Genomic DNA, 16,298 nt, shown 5'->3' with positions numbered 1-16,298 from the left:
GTCCGCTAGTGCCGTTCAGCCCGAAACCGTCTCGAGGCCGGCCGTCGATTCCGTGCCCGCCCAGGTCCCTTCGGCGTTCTCCGTGAGGGATTCCGCGCCGAGGGAATGCGTGACCCATTCGTCGTGGTAAACGGTCTCCATATAGCGCTCGCCCAGGTCCGGGGAAATCGTCACCGCGGTCACCTGCTCGCGAATGCCCGACGCGGTGTCGCCGTATTGCTCGGAGAGCCAGCTCAGCGCTCCGGTCACGGCGGTTCCGGTGGAGCCGCCGAAGGAGAATCCGTGCCGCATCAGCTCCCGGCAGGTGCGCACGGTCGCGGCCTCCGGGACATGGACGACGGCGTCGACCAGGGACTCGTCGAGCAGCGCCGGCCGCACGCTGGTGCCGAGGCCGGGGATGTGCCGGGTGGCCGCGGGGCGGCCGAAGGTGACCGAGCCGACGCTGTCGACGGCGACCACCCGCACCGAGGGCCGGCGCTCGCGGAAGTAGCGGGCGCAGCCCATCAGGGTGCCCGTGGTGCCCGCCCCGACGAACAGCACGTTCAGGTCGGGGAACTGGCGGGCGATGGCGGGCGCGGTGGTGCGGTAGTGGGCCATCCAGTTGCCGGGGCTGAGGTACTGGTTGAGCCAGACCTTCTTGTCGTCGGCGGCCAGCAGCGCCTTGACGTGCCGGATGCGGGCACCGAGGAAGCCCTCGGTCTCGTGGGGCTCGGTGATGACGTGCACCTCGGCGCCGAGGGACTCCATGGTGCGCCGGGTCACCGCGTTGCAGCGGGAGTCGGTCACGCACAGGAACCTGAAGCCGCGGCTCGCGGCGAGCAGGGCCAGGGCGACGCCCATGTTGCCGGACGAGGACTCCACGAGGGTCGAGCCGGGTCCGAGCCTGCCCGCGGCCTCGGCCTGCGCGACCATCTCGCGGGCCGCCTTCAGCTTGATGGAGCCGGCGAAGTTGAATCCCTCGACCTTGAGAAAGAGACGGCGCCCGAAGAGCGGTTGCAGATTCACGAAGAGGTCGCTGACATCGAATTCATGCGACGCGGATATAACCGGCACTGGCACTCCTGGCCTTCGGCGACGAATGAGCCTCGCCGCCAAGCCTGTAGGCGGGCGCTGACGAGGTGCTGACGGGCTGCTGACAGGGCAGGAAGGGGCGTCGCGGATGCTCGGTGGTCTGCTTCACCGGGCGGCCCGTGCGGTGGCGGGCGGCCGGTGAATGCGTCAGCGGGCCGTCAGTTACCGGTCAGTTGAGCGTCAGTGCGATCGGAAATCGTCGAGCGGTCGGAAATGATCCCGACTTCCGCCCACCCAGCTCTTCCGTGAGGAGCACGGCTTGAATCGGCCATCCGCCATCAGTGAAGTCCTTCCGCTCACGCCCCTGCAACAGGGGCTGTTGTTCCTCGCGGAATACGACCGTGAGGGAACGGACCTCTACACCCTTCAGCTGGTGGTCGACTTCGAGGACCTGACCGACGCCGATGCCGGGGCGCTGCGTGCTGCGGCGGCCATGCTCCTGGAACGTCACCCGAACCTCAAGGCCTGCTTCCGTACCCGCCGCACCGGCGAGGCGGTGCAGGTCGTTCCGAAGTCCGTGGAACTGCCGTGGCGGGAGCGGCTGCTGCCCGACGCGGACGCGGCGACCCTGGACCGCCTGGCCCACGAGGACCGCCTCCACCGCTTCGACCTGACCCGCCCACCCCTGCACCGCTTCACCCTCCTCAGGGGCCCGGAAGGCCGCGGCCGCCTGCTGTGGACGGTCCACCACATCCTGGTGGACGGCTGGTCGATGGCAACGCTCACGCGTGAACTGGCGGAGTTCGCGGCCGGGTTGGGCGGGGCGACGGGGGTCGGCACATCGGCCGGCCTCGGGAACGCGACCGGGGCGGGCGGAGCGGTCGGCTCCGGCGAAGCGGCCGGTGTGGCCACTGCGGCCGAGTCCGGCGGGGCAGCCGGGTCGGGCCGGCCGACCGGCCTCGACGCCGCCCCGAACTCCACCGTCACGCACTACCGCGCCCACCTCGCCTGGCTAGGCGCGCAGGACAAGGAGGCGGCACGGGCAGCCTGGGGACGCGCACTCGCCGGGGTGTCGGAGCCGACGCGGCTGGTGCCGGAGGCGGCACAGCAAGCGCCGCAGGGGGCACGGTCGGCGTCGGAAGCGACGCAGGGGGCGTCGAAGCCGCCACAGCTGGCGTCGCATACCGCACAGCCGGCGTCTGAGGCGGCACGGTCGGCGTCTGAGGCGGCCAAGGGTGACGGATCCGGCGTCTCGAACGCCGACGCGCTGCCCGCGCAGGTCCCCGTCGAGCTCGCCCCGGACGTCACCGCCGCCCTCACCCGTCTCGCGCGTGCTCGCGGTCTGACCGTCAACTCGGTGGTCCAGGGCTGCTGGGCACTGTTGCTGTCGCGGCTGACCGGGCAGGACACGGTGCTGTTCGGTGCGGTCTCCTCCGGGCGCCCGGCCGAACTGCCCGGCGTCGAGGCGATGGTGGGCCTGTTCGCCAACACGCTTCCCGTACGGGTCGACGTGGACCCCCGACGCACGCCGGCCGAGCTGTTCGCCGCCGTGCAGGCCGGCCAGACCGAGCTGCTGCCGCACGAGCACCTCACGCTCGCCGAGGTCCAGCAGCTGACGCCGGTGCGCGGAGAACTCTTCGACACGGCGCTGATGTTCCAGAACTACCCGATGGGCGAAGTCCCCCTGGCACCACCGGAGTCGGGCCCCAGGGTGACGGCGATCGACATCCGTTCCGCCACGCACTACCCCCTGACCCTCACGGTGTTCCCCGGCACGCCGTTCGGCCTCGCGATCAACCACCTGCCGTCCCGCGTCCCGCACGCGACCGCCCACACCCTGGGCCTGCGCTTCGCCCGCCTCCTCGAAGCGGCCGTGACCGACCCGGACACCGCCACCGGCCGCCTGGACGTCCTCCTCGACGAACCCGAGCGGACCCGCCTCCTCACCACCCGCAACAGCACGGCCACCGACCTGCCGGGCGGCCTGCTGGCCCCGCTCCTGGAGCAGTGGGCCGAACGCACCCCGGACGCACCGGCCGTACGCTGCGGCGAGGACCGCCTCACCCACCGCGAGCTGCACACCAGAGCCGACGCCCTGGCCTCCGCCCTGCGCGCGGCGGGCGCGGCACCGGAACGAGTGGTGGCCCTGGCCCTGGACCGCTCCTGCGACCTGGTGGTGGCAGCCCTGGCCGTACTCAAAACAGGCGCGGCCTACCTCCCCCTGGACCCCGACTACCCCCCGGACCGCCTCCACTACATGCTCAAGGACGCGGCCCCGGTGGTAACCCTGACCCACAAGAGGGTGGCCCCCCTCCTGACGCCGGACGACACGGAGACCACCGGCACAGGCAGGCTGTGGATCCTCGACGCGCCCGCCCCCGCCACGACCGCGCCAGCCGCCGACGGCGCTCAGCCCCAGCAGGGGCCACCCGCACCCGGCCACGAAACCCGCACGGGCGGTGCGGGTGGGAACACCGACGCGGCCGAAGGCCGCGTGCCCCCCAACGCACCCGCACCCGCACCGGAAGAGTCACCCGCATACGTCATCTACACCTCAGGCTCCACCGGCCGCCCCAAGGGCGTGGTCGTCCCCCACGCCGCCCTCGTGAACCTCATTCACGACATGGCCACCCGCTTCGAGGTCACCCCCACGGACCGCTTCCTCGCCGTGACAACGTTCGGCTTCGACATAGCCAACCTGGAACTCTTCGTCCCCCTGGCCACCGGCGCCGAACTCCTCCTCGCCGACCGCGAAACGGTCCGCGACCCCGCCGCCCTGGCCACAGCCATCACCACCACCGGCGCAACCCTCATGCAGGCCACCCCCAGCCTGTGGCAGACCCTCACCACCGACCACGCCCCCGCACTGAAGAACCTCCGCGCCCTGGTCGGCGGCGAGGCCCTGCCCGACCCCCTGGCCCACGCCCTCACCACCCACTGCGCCTCGGTCACCAACGTCTACGGCCCCACGGAAACGACCATCTGGTCCACGGCCGCACGACTCACCCCGCACACCCAAGGCCCGCCCCCCATAGGCCACCCCATCGCCAACACGGCCGTTTACGTCCTCGACGCAGCCCTCCGCCCCGCCCCCGACGGCTCATACGGCGAGCTCTACATCGCCGGCTCGGGCCTCGCCCGCGGCTACCTCAACCGCCCGGCCCTGACAGCGGACCGGTTCGTGGCCGACCCGTACGGCCCACCCGGCACCCGCATGTACCGCACGGGCGACATAGTCCGCTGGACAACGGCCACCACAAACACAAACGCAACCACCGCCCTCGAATACGCCGGCCGCAGCGACCACCAGATCAAGATCCGCGGCCACCGCATCGAACTCGGCGAGATCGAATCCGTCCTGGGCGCACAGCCCGGCATCGAGCGGGCGGTCGTCACGGCCCGCACCGACCACGGCGGCGAACCCCGCCTGGTCGCCTATGTCGTACCGGCAGGGACCGACCGCGACCGGCTGCGGGAGCGCGCGTCCGCGGTGCTGCCCAAGCACATGGTCCCTGCCGTGTACGTCCCCTTGGACACCCTCCCGTTGACCCCGAACGGCAAGGTCGACCGCAAGGCACTGCCCGCCCCGCCGGACGACCGCACGGGCACGGGCCGCCCGCCCGCGACGCCGTACGAGGAACTGCTGTGCACCGCCTTCGCTCAGGCGCTTGGCCTCGAACGGGTCGGCGCCGACGACGACTTCTTCGCCCTCGGCGGCCACTCCCTGTCCGCGATCCGGGTCGCCAACCGGCTGCGCGCGGACCTCGGCGTGGACGTCCCGGTCCGCACCCTCTTCGACACCCGCACCGCGGAGTCCCTGGCCCGCGCCCTCCCCCCACCGACAGCCACCACCCCCACCCCGCCCCCCACCGACCGCCCACCGCTGCGCCCCGCCCCCGACCACCCCACCACCTCGGCCCCCCTCTCCTACGCCCAGGAACGCCTGTGGTTCCTCAGCCGTATGGGCACCCCGGCCGGGACGTACAACATCCCCCTGGCCGTCCGCCTCACCGGCGCACTCGACGCGCCCGCCCTCACCGCGGCGCTCGCCGACGTGGTGGCACGGCACGAGAGTCTGCGCACGGTGTTCACGGAGGCCGACGGGCTGCCGTCGCAGCTGGTGCTGTCCCGCGAGGAGGCGGCGGAGGCGGGCGCCCGTATGGAGGTCGTACGGCTGCCCGGCGAGGAGGCCCTCCCCGGCGCGCTCGCCGCGGAGGCCGCGCACCCCTTCGATCTGTCCGCCCGAGTTCCGCTGCGCGCACGGCTGTTCACGCTCGGCGCGGACCGTCACGTGCTCGCGCTCACCGTGCACCACATCGCCGCCGACGGCTGGTCGCTGGAGCCGCTCGCGCGGGACGTCGTGACCGCGTACCGGGCGCGGCTGGCGGGCGGCGCGCCGCACTGGGAGCCGCTGCCGGTGCGGTACGCGGACTACGCGCGCTGGCAGCGGGAGCTGCTGGGCGCCAAGGACGACCCGGACAGTCTGATCGCGAGGGAACTCGCGCACTGGCGCGAGGCGTTGGCCGGACTGCCGGAGGAGCTGGAGCTGCCCGCCGACTTCCCGCGGCCCGCGCGGGCCGGCGGGCGCGGCGGAAGCGTGGCGCACACGGTGCCCGCCGAGACGCACGCGCGTCTGGCCGAGCTGGCGCGGCGCTCCGGCGCGAGCCTGTTCATGGCCGTGCAGGCGGGGCTCGCGGCGCTGCTGACCCGGCTCGGCGCGGGCACCGACATCCCGCTGGGCAGCCCGGTGGCGGGCCGTACGGACGACGCGGTGCGCGATCTGGTGGGCTGCTTCGTCAACACGCTGGTGCTGCGCACGGACACCGCGGGCGACCCCACCTTCGCCGAACTGCTGGCCCGTGTGCGGGAGTCGGACCTGACGGCGTACGCGCACGCGGAGCTGCCGTTCGAGCATCTCGTGGACGAGCTGAAGCCGGCGCGCTCGCTGGCCCGGCAGCCCCTGGTGCAGGTCGTGCTGTCGTTCCAGAACGCGGCCGGTCCGCTGCCGGGGATGGCGGGCGTCACGGCCTCGGTGGAGTCCGTCCCTTCCACCACGGCGAAGTTCGACCTGTCCTTCGAGGTGACCGAGCGCGCGGCGGCGGACGGTGCTCCGGGCGGTCTGGACATCCTGCTGGAGTACAGCGCGGACCTGTTCACCGAGGCCACCGCAGACCGTGTCGCGCACGCCCTCGCCACCCTCCTCGCCTCCGCGGCCCGCACCCCCGACGCGCCGCTCGGCGCCCTCGACCTGCTCTCCGCCGAGGACCGCCACGCCCTGCTGACCGAGCATCAGGGCCGGGTGCTGCCGCAGCGGCCGGTGACCTTGCCGGCCCTCTTCGAGGGGCACGTGGCCGAGGCTTCCGCCCGTCCGGCGCTCCTGGTCCCCGGCGCGGACCCGCTGGACTACGGGGAGCTCAACGCCGAGGCCAACCGCCTGGCCCGGCTGCTGCTCGGCCGCGGCATCGGCCCCGGTGACCTGGTCGCGCTGGCGCTGCCCCGGTCGGCCCGTACGGTCGTGGCGCTGCTGGCCGTACTGAAGACCGGCGCGGCCTATCTGCCCGTCGACCCCGACTACCCGGCGGAGCGCATCGCCTACATGCTCCAGGACGCCGCGCCGGCCGAGGTCCTGTCCGTCGAGGAGGCCGCCGGCCGGCTCCCCGGGGTGTCCCCGCTGGTCCTGGACGCCCCGGCGACGCTGGCCGAGCTGGGCGCGCTGCCCGCCACCGACGTCGCGGACGCCGACCGCACCCGGCCGCTGACCGCGCGGGACACGGCGTACGTCATCTACACCTCCGGCTCCACCGGCCGTCCCAAGGGCGTGGCCGTGCCGCACGCGGGGGCGGCCAATCTGGTCGCCAACCTGCGGGCTGAGATGGGCGCGGGGCCGGGGACCCGGGTGCTCCAGTTCGCGTCGTTCAGCTTCGACGCGACGGTGTGGGAGCTGTCCGCCTCGCTGTACTCGGGCGGCACGCTCGTGTGCGCGACCGCCGACAGCAGGCTGTCCGCGCCGCTGCTGGCCGAGCTGATCACCGAGTACGGCGTCAATCACGCGATCCTGCCGCCCACCGTCGTGGCCGGCTTCCCCGATCCGGCCGCGCTCCCGGGCGACCTGTGTCTGCTGGTCGGCGGCGAGGCGTGTCCGCCGGCCGTGGTCGAGCGGATCGCCCCGCACGTCACGCTGCGCAACGCGTACGGCCCGACGGAGACCTCGGTCTGCGCGACCTGGAGCGATCCGCTCACGCCGGGCGGGAAGCCGCCGATCGGCCGTCTGCTGGCCAATTTCCGCGGGTACGTCCTGGACGCGGCCCTCGCGCCGGCGCCGGTCGGTGTCACCGGTGAGCTGTACCTCGCGGGCGGCGGTCTGGCCCACGGCTATCTCGGCCGTCCCGGCACCACCGCCGAGCGCTTCGTCGCGGACCCCTACGGCGGGCCCGGTACGCGGATGTACCGCACGGGCGACCTGGTGCGCCGGTGCTCCGACGGCACGCTGGACTACGTCGGCCGCGCCGACCACCAGGTCAAGCTGCGGGGCTTCCGGATCGAGCCGGGCGAGATCGAGGCGACGCTGACCCGGCACCCGGTGATCGCGCAGGCCGCGGTCGTGGTGACCGCGACGCCGACGGGCGACCCGCAACTGACGGGCTACGTCGTCCCGGTGCCCGGCGTCGCCGCCGTCGACGTGCCCGTCCTGCGCGCCCACGTCGCCGGCTCCCTGCCGGCCCACATGGTCCCGGCGTCCCTCGTCACCCTCCCCGAGCTCCCGCTGACCCCGAACGGCAAACTCGACACCCGAGCCCTGCCGGCCCCGGGCACCCCGGCCCCCGACAGCGCCGGCCGCCCCCCGCGCACCCCCGGCGAGAAGGCCCTGGCGGACGTCTTCTGCGAGGTCCTGGGCCTGCCCCGGGTCGACGCCGACGCCGACTTCTTCACCCTGGGCGGCGACAGCCTGCGCTCGGTCCAGATAGTCAGCCGAGCGGAAAAGGCAGGCCTCACCCTGTCCCTGTCGGACGTCTTCACCCACCGCACGGTGAAGGCACTGGCCACAGCGGCCGAGAGCAACTCCGCGGCCGAAACCATTCACGCGGCCCCGAGCGCTCCCGCGGCCGCCGACGGCGCGCACGCCCCACAGGGGCCACCCGCACCCGACAGCGATACCCGCACGGGCGGTGCGGGTGGGAACCCCGACGCGGCCGAAGGCCGCGTGCCCCCGAACGCACCCGCACAGGCACAAGCACCCGCACTCACCCCCCTCCTCCCCCTCCGCCCCACCGGCGACCTCCCCCCACTGTTCTGCGTCCACGGCGGCGTCGGCTTCGGCTTCCCCTTCGCCGGCCTCACCCCCCACCTGGACCCAAGACGCCCCGTCCACGCCCTCCAGTCGGACGGCATAGCCGCGGCACCCGGCAGCTGGGCCCGCCCCCAGGACGTCCCCGCTCTCGCCGCGACCTACGTCGAGCGGGTCCGCCAGGTTCAGCCGCAGGGCCCGTACCACCTGCTCGGCTGGTCGTTCGGCGGGCTGGTCGCACACGAGATGGCCGTCCGGCTCCAGGAGACCGGCGAACAGGTCGACTTCCTGGCGGCGCTGGACGTGGCTCCCGTCGAGCCCGACGACCCGAACCCCACCGACGAGCAGATCCGCACGGCGTTCCTCGAACACCACGCCCGTGGCGCCGACATCCCGGAGGCGGACCTGCGTCACCTGATGACCGTCATGCGGCACCACACCGACATCGCACGCCGCTTCACACCGGGCCGCTACACGGGTGAGCTGACGCTCTTCGTGGCCGCGGCCGAGCCCGACGCCCCGGCCGGCGACCCGGCGGCGCGCTGGCGGCCGTACGTGGACGGCGCGGTCGTGGTCCACGACGTGCCGTGCGGGCACGAGGAGATGCTGAGCGGCGATGCGGCACGCCACATCGGCGCGCTCACGGACCGGGCCCTGCGCCGGACCTGAGGCGGTACGGACACGACAAGGGCGCCGGTGGCTCAGCACGAGCCACCGGCGCCCTTGTCGTTCGACCTACGGAGTCACAGAGACGGGTCCTGCATCAGGATGGCCTGATACGTGCTGTGCAGCCGCCGTGACGGCTTCAGTCCCAGTTCCTCGTCCAGCCACTTACGGGTGCGATGGAAGATGTCGATCGCCTCGGACTGCCGTCCGCAGCGGTACAGCGCGATCATCAACTGCTCGCTGAACCGCTCCCGTTCGGGATACTGAGCGAGCAACTGCTTCAGCTCGGCAACGACGACCCCCGCCTCGCCGGCCTGCAACTGTGCCTCGATCAGGTCTTCCCTGGCTGTCTTGCGCTGTTCGTCGAGACGGAGCGCCACGGCCCGGCAGCGCGGCCCGTCACTCACGTCGAGCAGGGCCGGTCCCCGCCACATGGAGAGGGACTGCCGAAGCAGGTCCCGCGCCTCGTACGGCCGTTGCCCCACCAGGCCGGCGCCCTTTTCGGCCATCCGCAGGAAGCGGTGGGCGTCGAGGGCCTCCTCGGGGACGTCGAGCATGTAGCCGTTGTCCACGGTACGGATGAGGGTCTGGTCAGGATCCTCGAATCCGAACTCGGCAAGCGCCTTGCGCATGCGCTTGACGTTGGCCTGAAGAGCGTTGCGCGTGTTCTTGAGAGGGACTTCGCCCCACAGTTCATCGATCAGCTCGTCGAAGGCGACCACCTGGCCGGGGTTCAACGCGAGCATGGTCAGCATGACCCGTATCTTCTTCGCCCGCAGACCGACAGTCCGCTGACCGTCCCCTATCAGCAGCGGGCCCAATATGGAGATGTACACAAAAATTCCCATCCCTATCCAAGAATTCGGCCGCGAGCTCCCACCTCACGGCCTCGGGCGCAGCACGCGGAACGAAAGCGACTCATTCCGTCGGGCCCGACAAGGGAATTACCTGGGAGTTACTCGAACTGATCAATTATCAATCACGTCCGAGCTGTTCGAAACTGTACCTTCGTACATGAGCTGATGAGCCTGGGCGACCAAGCCGACCTGAAGGCGGGATTCCACTTCCAGCTTGGTCAGAATACTCGCGACGTGCGCCTTCACCGTGCGCTCCGTGACCTGAAGCCGGGTCGCGATACCGCGATTGGAAAGTCCGGCACCCAGGAGCGCGAAGACCTGCAACTCGCGATCGGAAAGCGCTCCTACGCGAGCGAGCTCGGTCTCCCAACGCGCCGACGGCATGCCGTCGTCACCGTGCATGGACATATCCCCCTGATCACCCCGTTTTCCCCCGTCGTCGCGCCCGTCGGTATGTTGATGATTCACCCAATGGGTCGGTGAAGGATCAGATGGTCGCTCTCCGCCGAACGCGCGTCTGAGTGTACAACTCTCACAACTTTCGACACAGGACTCCCAAGGGGAGCTCACACAATTCACAGGACGTTTAGCGCGGGTCCGGCACGAAAGGTGACAGACATGACCGAAGGGGCGGCCCATCGGGCCGCCCCTTCGTCACAAGGCCGTGCTCGGAGAATCTCAGAGAATCGGTGCCCGCCGCGCGACCAATGCCGGAATCCGCGGCGGCCGCGCCTCGTTCTGATGCGCGAGCCGCGAGGGCCACCAGGTCTTCCAGCCGAGCAGCGTGACCACCGACGGCAGGACCACGATCCGGATGAGCGTGGCGTCCAGCAGCACCGCGCAGGCCATGCCGACGCCCATCTGCTTCATCTCGATGAAGCTCAGCGAGGCCAGCAGCGCGAACACGCTGACCATCACCACCGCGGCGCTCGTCACGACGCCGGCCGTGCGGGTGATGCCCTGCTCCACGGCCTCCCGGATCGGCAGCCCGCCGCGCGCCGCCTCGCGGATCCGGCTGACCACGAAGACGTGGTAGTCCATCGAGAGGCCGAGCAGGATCACGAAGAGCATCAGCGGCAACCAGGCCACCACCCGGCCGGTGGACTCGAAGTCCAGGAAGCCCTCCGCCCAGGTCCGCTGGAAGATCAGCGCCAGCAGCCCGAACGAGGCCACCGCGGAAAGGACGTTGAGCACCACGGTGATCATCGCGAGCATGATCGAGCGGAACGCGATCGCCATCACCAGGAAGGTCAGCAGCAGCGCCACCCCGAGCACCCAGGGCATCTTGTCGACCACGTTGGCCCGGTAGTCCACGTCGTAGGCCACGTCGCTGCCGCCGACGGCGAACTCCGCTCCCCGCACCCGGCCGACGGTCCCCGGCGCGATGTCCTCGCGCAGCGCCGTCAGGGACTCGCGGGCCTTCTCGGAGTTGCTGTCGAAGCGGGTGCCGACCGCGATGGTGGCCACCGTGCCGTCCTTGGAGGTGCGCACCTCGGGCGCCGGAGTGTGCACGAACAGGCCGGAGTGCTGGGTGCGTTGGATGAGGGAGGTCACCGCGTCGGGCAGCCGGCCGGCCTGGTCCGCGGGGACCCGTACGGCGACGGTGTGCGTGTCTGCCTGGCTCGGGAAGGACTCGGTCAGCCGCTCGTTGGCCTGCATCGCGGGGATGGAGTGCGGCAGGTCGTCGACGCCGGTGGCCTTCAGCTTCAGGTCCATGGCCGGCACGGCGAGCGCGAGCAACGCGCCCACCGACAGCACCAGGGAGATGACCGGGTGCCGCAGCGACGGCTTGAGCATCGCCGACCACAGGCGCGGCTTGGTGCCGGCGCGCTGGGTGAGCCGCCACACCAGCGGCACCCGCGGACGGTCCAGGTAGCGGCCGAACTTGGAGAGCATCGCGGGCAGCACGGTCAGCGAGGCGAGCATCGCGATGGCGACGACGAGGACCGCTCCGGTGGCCATCGACTCGAAGGCGATGTGCCCGGCGAGGTAGAGGGCGCCCATGGAGACCATGACGACCAGTCCGGAGACCATCACGGAGTGGCCGGAGGTGGCGGAGGCGATCTCGATGGCGTCGATGTTGTCGGCGCCGAGCGCGCGCTCCTCGCGCTGCCGCTTGAGGTAGAAGAGCGAGTAGTCGACGCCGATGGCCATGCCCATCAGCACGATGATGTGGGTCACCGGGCCCGGGTCGGCGACGAATTGGGAGGCCACGCCCCACAGTCCGAGGCCGGCGAGCACGGAGGAGATGCCGAGGATGACGGGGACGCTCGCGGCGACGATCGCGCCGAAGACGAACACCATCACGATCAGCGTCACCGGGAGGCTGAGCCCGGTGGCCCGGCCCAGGTCCTCGGAGAGCATGTCGTCGAGCCCGGCCTTGATGGAGCCGGCGCCCACGAGTTCGACGCGGACCTCGGTGTGCTTCTCGCCGACCTTCTCGACCTTGTCGAGCAGCGGCTGCACGCGTTCGCTCGCGGTCTCCGGGTCCCCGCCGAGCGTGACGGGCACCAGCAGGGCCGAACCGTCGGGCGCCGGTACCGGCTTGCCGATCGCGGTGACGCCCTTGGCGCCCCGCAGCGCATCCGCGGCCTCGTCGGCCGCCGCCCGCGCCCTGTCCTGGTCGAGCGTGCCCTCGTAGGGCGTCACCAGGATGTTCTCCACGGCCCGGTTCTCCAGGCCGCCGTCCTTGGCTATCTCGGCCGCGCGGCCGGACTGGCCGATGGCCAGGTCCGAGACGGTCGCCGACCGTGTGCCGGTCATTCCGCCGACCACGAGGGCGCCGAGGACGAACACCACCCAGAGCGTCATCGCCCACCAGGGGTGGACGGCGCTCCAGCGAGCGGCCCTGGTGATCAGGTTCCTGCCTCCCACTTTGCTTTCCCCTTCTCGAATGAATTGCCCGGGATCACGGACACGCGCCTGGGTTCGAAATTCCGGCCGGTGGTGATTACCGCGCGCTCTTGCCTGAACAAAATCTACTGACGGCCCGGCGCGCGATCACGGGTACAAGTACTCCGATTCGAGGGGGAGTTTCTTCTACTTGACACCCCGGGTGGCCGACATGGCGTCGGATTCTTCCGGCGGCATGTCATACCACATCCGCGATGACACGGAAAAGGGATCGCCGCCGAACAGGGCGACGGCGCCCGCATATCCGTCGGGCAGCGCCAGGTCCGCGACCCGCCAGGGACCTTCGAGTTCCCCCGCCGGATCCCGTACGACGGCCTGGGGCGCGGTGTGCGCCACCGGCAGGCCCATGCCCTGGGTGAGCCGGCCGCCCGCCGCCTTCACGCACGCCTCCTTGCGGGTCCACAGCCGCACGAAGGTGTCCCGGCCGCCGCGCGCCACCGAACCGCGTTCCGCTTCCGGGAAGAAACGCCTGGCCAGCCGCGTGAAGTCGAGGTCGGCGCGGGCCAGTTCCACATCCACGCCGACGGGTCTGGGTGCCAGCGCGAGCAGCGCCAGCTCCCCCGAGTGGGACAGGCTGAAGTGCAGCCCGCGCGCGCCCTCGACCGCGGGCTTGCCCCAGCGTCCGCGGGTGAAGCGCACGGTGTCCGGTGGCTGTCCGAGGCGGCCGCCGAGGATGATCCGGGCAGCGGCGTGCGCCCGTACGAAACGGCGCCGCATTCCGGGGAGTTTCCCCATCCGGGCCCGGGATCTCTCGTTGTCGTCCAGGAGGTCCTCAAGAGTGGAAGGGCCGCCCTCCGGTTCCGGTTCGGCGGAAAGCGGAATGTGCCACACCTCGGCCTCCGCGCTCACGGCCGGCCCACCTTTCCGGTGTGCAGCCCCTGGAAGAGATTGAGTTTCTGGATGTTGCGTGTGCCTTCCATGAACTCCACGCCCCGGGCGTCCCTGGCCAGCTTCTCCAGCAGCGGATGGTCCAGCCGGGCGCCGGGGCCGAGGAGGCCGAGCGCGGCGAGGGTCACGTCCTCGGCGAGCTCGCAGGCGCGGGCCTTGGCGGCCGACGCGAGGTGCCCGGCGGCGGGGCGCCGGTCCACGGCGAGGGCGGCCCGGTACGTCAGCAGCCGGGCCGCGTCGATGCGGTGGCCGAGTTCCTCGTACGTCTCGCGCTCGCGTCCGCGCAGCAGCCGCCGGTGTTCGGCGACGTAGTCGTGGGCGGCGCGGGCGATGCCCAGGGCGATGGCGGCGACGCTGGGGCGCAGCTGGTTGAAGACGGCGACGATGCTCCACATGCCGCGCCGGGTCGGCGGCAGATGCGCCCCGAGCACCCGCTCGGCGGGCACCCGCACCCGCTCCAGCGTGATGTGGGTGAGCTGTGCCCCGCGCAGCCCCACGGTGGGCAGCGGTTCGGCCCGGAAGCCGGGGTCGGCGGTGTCCACCAGGACGGCCAGCACCCCGAGCCGTTCGGTCCCGGCGACGCGGGCGAAGACGGCGCCGACGTCGGCGCGGGCGGCGTTGCCGACGTACCGCTTCTCGCCGTCGAGGAGATAGCCGCCGTCACCGTCCGGGGTGAGGGTGGCGGTCATCTCGCCGATGGCGGAGCCGCGTTCGGGTTCGGTGAGGGCGAAGCAGGTCCAGCGCGGACGCTCGGCGAGCCTGCCGTACACCCAGTTGCGCTGTTCCTGGCTGCCGAGGACGCCGAGCAGCGCCCCGCACATGGAGGCGCCCGGCGAGGCGAGCATCATCCCCGCGTCTCCCCGGGCCAACTCCTCGCTGACCAGCACCCGTTCGAGCGTGGGCAGCCCGTGTGCGGGGCCCGCGCCCGCCGCGTCGTTCGCCCGCTGCCAGTCGGGCGGCACCTCGTGTCCGGCCAGGAAGCGCACGGCGGGCAGATCGAGGTGGCGGCGGATCGCCTCGGGGTCCGCGTCGAGTTCGAGGGCGTGCGCCCGCAGGTCACCGGCCCAGCGCCGTACGTGCTCCTGGGTGGTGACGAGCGGGGCGGGGAGGCTGATCACGTGTCCTCCCCGCGGTACACGTCGGCGAGCAGCTCCGAGGCGTGGGCCGTGGGTCCGGGGCCGTCCGCGGTGAAGCCGTGGGCGCCCAGGAGGCGCAGCAGGGTGCGGTCGGCGCGGGTGATCTGCTGCTGGAGCCGCTCCAGGACTCGGTCGCCGTCGGGGCCCTCGGTGAGCTCCTCCAGGACGCCCTCGATCTCCAGATGGTCGATCAGTACGTCGGCGAGGGTGCCCTTGACCATCTGCTGCATCAGCAGCGAGGTGCCCTCGACCTGCCGGGCCGCGAGATAGGCGATGCACGCCTCCCGCAGCCGCTCGGACATGCCGAGCCGCAGCCAGGCGAGGCCCGTGCCCCAGGTGTGCGCGTCGGGCCCGTCCGGCGCCTCGGCCGCGCCCTGCTCCCCGCCGGGCCGCAGCACGGCGAGACCGGGCACCGGCACGTCGTCGTGGCGTTCGTCGCGGCCGGCGTCCTCGGCCTCCATCGCCGCGAACTCGTCGAGCAGTTCCTTCGGCAGTACGGCGTGCCCGCGCGGCCCGCGCGGTGGCACCTTGGGCGACAGGGCCCGCGTCAGCAGCGTCAGCGCGGGCACCAGCCCGTCCGTGCGCGCGTTGCCGCGCGCCTGAAGGCAGTGCTCACGCACCTCGGCCGGAACCGTCATCGGTCTCCCCATTCCCCCGTGTCAGAAGTTCCGCGGCGCAGTCGAGCGCGCAGTGCGCCAGCAGCCCGCGTACCGGGTCGTGGTCGGCCACGACCACCGGCCCGGTGATCCCCCGGGCCACCGCGTCCAGCAGCGCCGTCCAGACGCCCGTGCACGGCAGTCCGGGCCCGGCGGTCACCGACGGGCCCCCGTGCGAGGGCAGTTCGCAGTCGGCGCCGGCGAGCCCCGTGCCCGCCACGACCGCGGCCGCCGGGTCCCACCCCGCGAACAGGCCGGGCGCCGACAGCGGCCCCTGCGCCATGCCCCGGACCGGGGCCGCGCCGCCCTCCCAGTCCAGCAGCAGGGCCACCGCCGAGTCGGTGTGCGCGGCCGCCTCGTCCGGCACCGCGAACGGCTGCGTGCTCTGGTCCACGACCAGCAGCAGCAGCCGGGTGAAGCCGCAGCGCCGGGCGTACTCCACGCCGACCCGCAGGGCGCTGAACCCGGTCAGCGGCCCCTGGTCGGACAGCGCGAAGGCGAGGGGCGAGCCCGGCAGCCGCCCCTTCACGCACGAAGCGACCAGCTCGGCGTGGATGAAGTCGGGCGTGGCGTAGGCGACAACGACCAGCTCCGGCGCCCGGTCCTCGGGCAGTTCGCCCAGTGCGTCCAGCGCGCCGAACGCCAGCTCCACGGAGGTGCGCCGGGGCGAGGCGGCGTACCGCTCGCGTGCGAAGGGCAGCCCGTGGGGGGCGCCCAGCTCCGCGTAGAACTGCTCCAGCTCGGGCACCGGCACATAGCCGGACGCCGGGGCGGTCGGCGCATATTGGGCCGCCCGCACCAGCCGGGGCACGGCCGACGGACCGGAGCCCTCGGGCCCGTCGCCCGCCGCCCCCGGGTGCCGTACGGGCGCTGCCGTGCGGAACAT

General features: G+C 72.3%; 9 protein-coding genes. 1 reads left to right on the top strand and 8 read right to left on the bottom strand.

Features of this window, described 5'->3' with window-relative positions; translation table 11 throughout:
- Positions 1-15: 15 nt before the first annotated feature.
- On the bottom strand, positions 16-1,053 hold the full coding sequence (sbnA, locus tag CP983_RS24560; protein WP_150501808.1) for a 2,3-diaminopropionate biosynthesis protein SbnA: 1,038 nt from the start codon (positions 1,051-1,053) through the stop codon (positions 16-18).
- 277 nt (positions 1,054-1,330) lie between these two features.
- Here sbnA and CP983_RS24545 point away from each other — a divergent pair, with 277 nt between their 5' ends.
- Positions 1,331-8,965, top strand: a complete 7,635-nt coding sequence (locus tag CP983_RS24545; protein WP_167537756.1) for a non-ribosomal peptide synthetase — start codon at positions 1,331-1,333, stop codon at positions 8,963-8,965.
- A gap of 74 nt (positions 8,966-9,039) precedes the next feature.
- Here CP983_RS24545 and CP983_RS24540 read toward each other — a convergent pair whose 3' ends face one another.
- The 7 genes from CP983_RS24540 to CP983_RS24505 form a co-directional block, all read right to left on the bottom strand.
- On the bottom strand, positions 9,040-9,717 hold the full coding sequence (locus CP983_RS24540) for an AfsR/SARP family transcriptional regulator (protein WP_107905920.1): 678 nt from the start codon (positions 9,715-9,717) through the stop codon (positions 9,040-9,042).
- 213 nt (positions 9,718-9,930) lie between these two features.
- A complete protein-coding gene (locus tag CP983_RS44065; RefSeq protein ID WP_163016935.1) occupies positions 9,931-10,221 on the bottom strand; it encodes a response regulator transcription factor in 291 nt (96 codons plus the stop codon).
- A 276-nt stretch (positions 10,222-10,497) separates the two neighbouring features.
- On the bottom strand, positions 10,498-12,693 hold the full coding sequence (locus tag CP983_RS24525; RefSeq protein ID WP_150501806.1) for an MMPL family transporter: 2,196 nt from the start codon (positions 12,691-12,693) through the stop codon (positions 10,498-10,500).
- Positions 12,694-12,858: 165 nt separating this feature from the next.
- Entirely contained in the window at positions 12,859-13,581 is a 723-nt protein-coding gene (locus CP983_RS24520; protein ID WP_150501804.1) for a 4'-phosphopantetheinyl transferase family protein, read from the bottom strand.
- A complete protein-coding gene (locus CP983_RS24515; RefSeq protein WP_150501802.1) occupies positions 13,578-14,738 on the bottom strand; it encodes an acyl-CoA dehydrogenase family protein in 1,161 nt (386 codons plus the stop codon). Before CP983_RS24515 ends, CP983_RS24520 begins: the two co-directional genes overlap by 4 nt.
- Entirely contained in the window at positions 14,735-15,394 is a 660-nt protein-coding gene (locus tag CP983_RS24510) for a hypothetical protein (protein WP_150501800.1), read from the bottom strand. Before CP983_RS24510 ends, CP983_RS24515 begins: the two co-directional genes overlap by 4 nt.
- Positions 15,369-16,298, bottom strand: a complete 930-nt coding sequence (locus tag CP983_RS24505; RefSeq protein WP_189748773.1) for a hypothetical protein — start codon at positions 16,296-16,298, stop codon at positions 15,369-15,371. Before CP983_RS24505 ends, CP983_RS24510 begins: the two co-directional genes overlap by 26 nt.

Source organism: Streptomyces chartreusis, assembly GCF_008704715.1.
Classification (GTDB): Bacteria; Actinomycetota; Actinomycetes; order Streptomycetales; family Streptomycetaceae; genus Streptomyces; species Streptomyces chartreusis.
The sequence above is the reverse complement of the archived record's forward strand: the minus strand, read 5'-3'. Positions and strand labels throughout refer to the sequence as shown.

Bases quoted from the DNA above. Each gene is read 5' to 3' on its own strand.
- CP983_RS24540 (WP_107905920.1), bottom strand. From the start codon at position 9,717: ATGCTGACCATGCTCGCGTTGAACCCCGGCCAGGTGGTCGCCTTCGAC.
- CP983_RS44065 (WP_163016935.1), bottom strand. From the start codon at position 10,221: ATGCACGGTGACGACGGCATGCCGTCGGCGCGTTGGGAGACCGAGCTC.
- CP983_RS24510 (WP_150501800.1), bottom strand. From the start codon at position 15,394: ATGACGGTTCCGGCCGAGGTGCGTGAGCACTGCCTTCAGGCGCGCGGC.
- CP983_RS24505 (WP_189748773.1), bottom strand. From the start codon at position 16,298: ATGTTCCGCACGGCAGCGCCCGTACGGCACCCGGGGGCGGCGGGCGAC.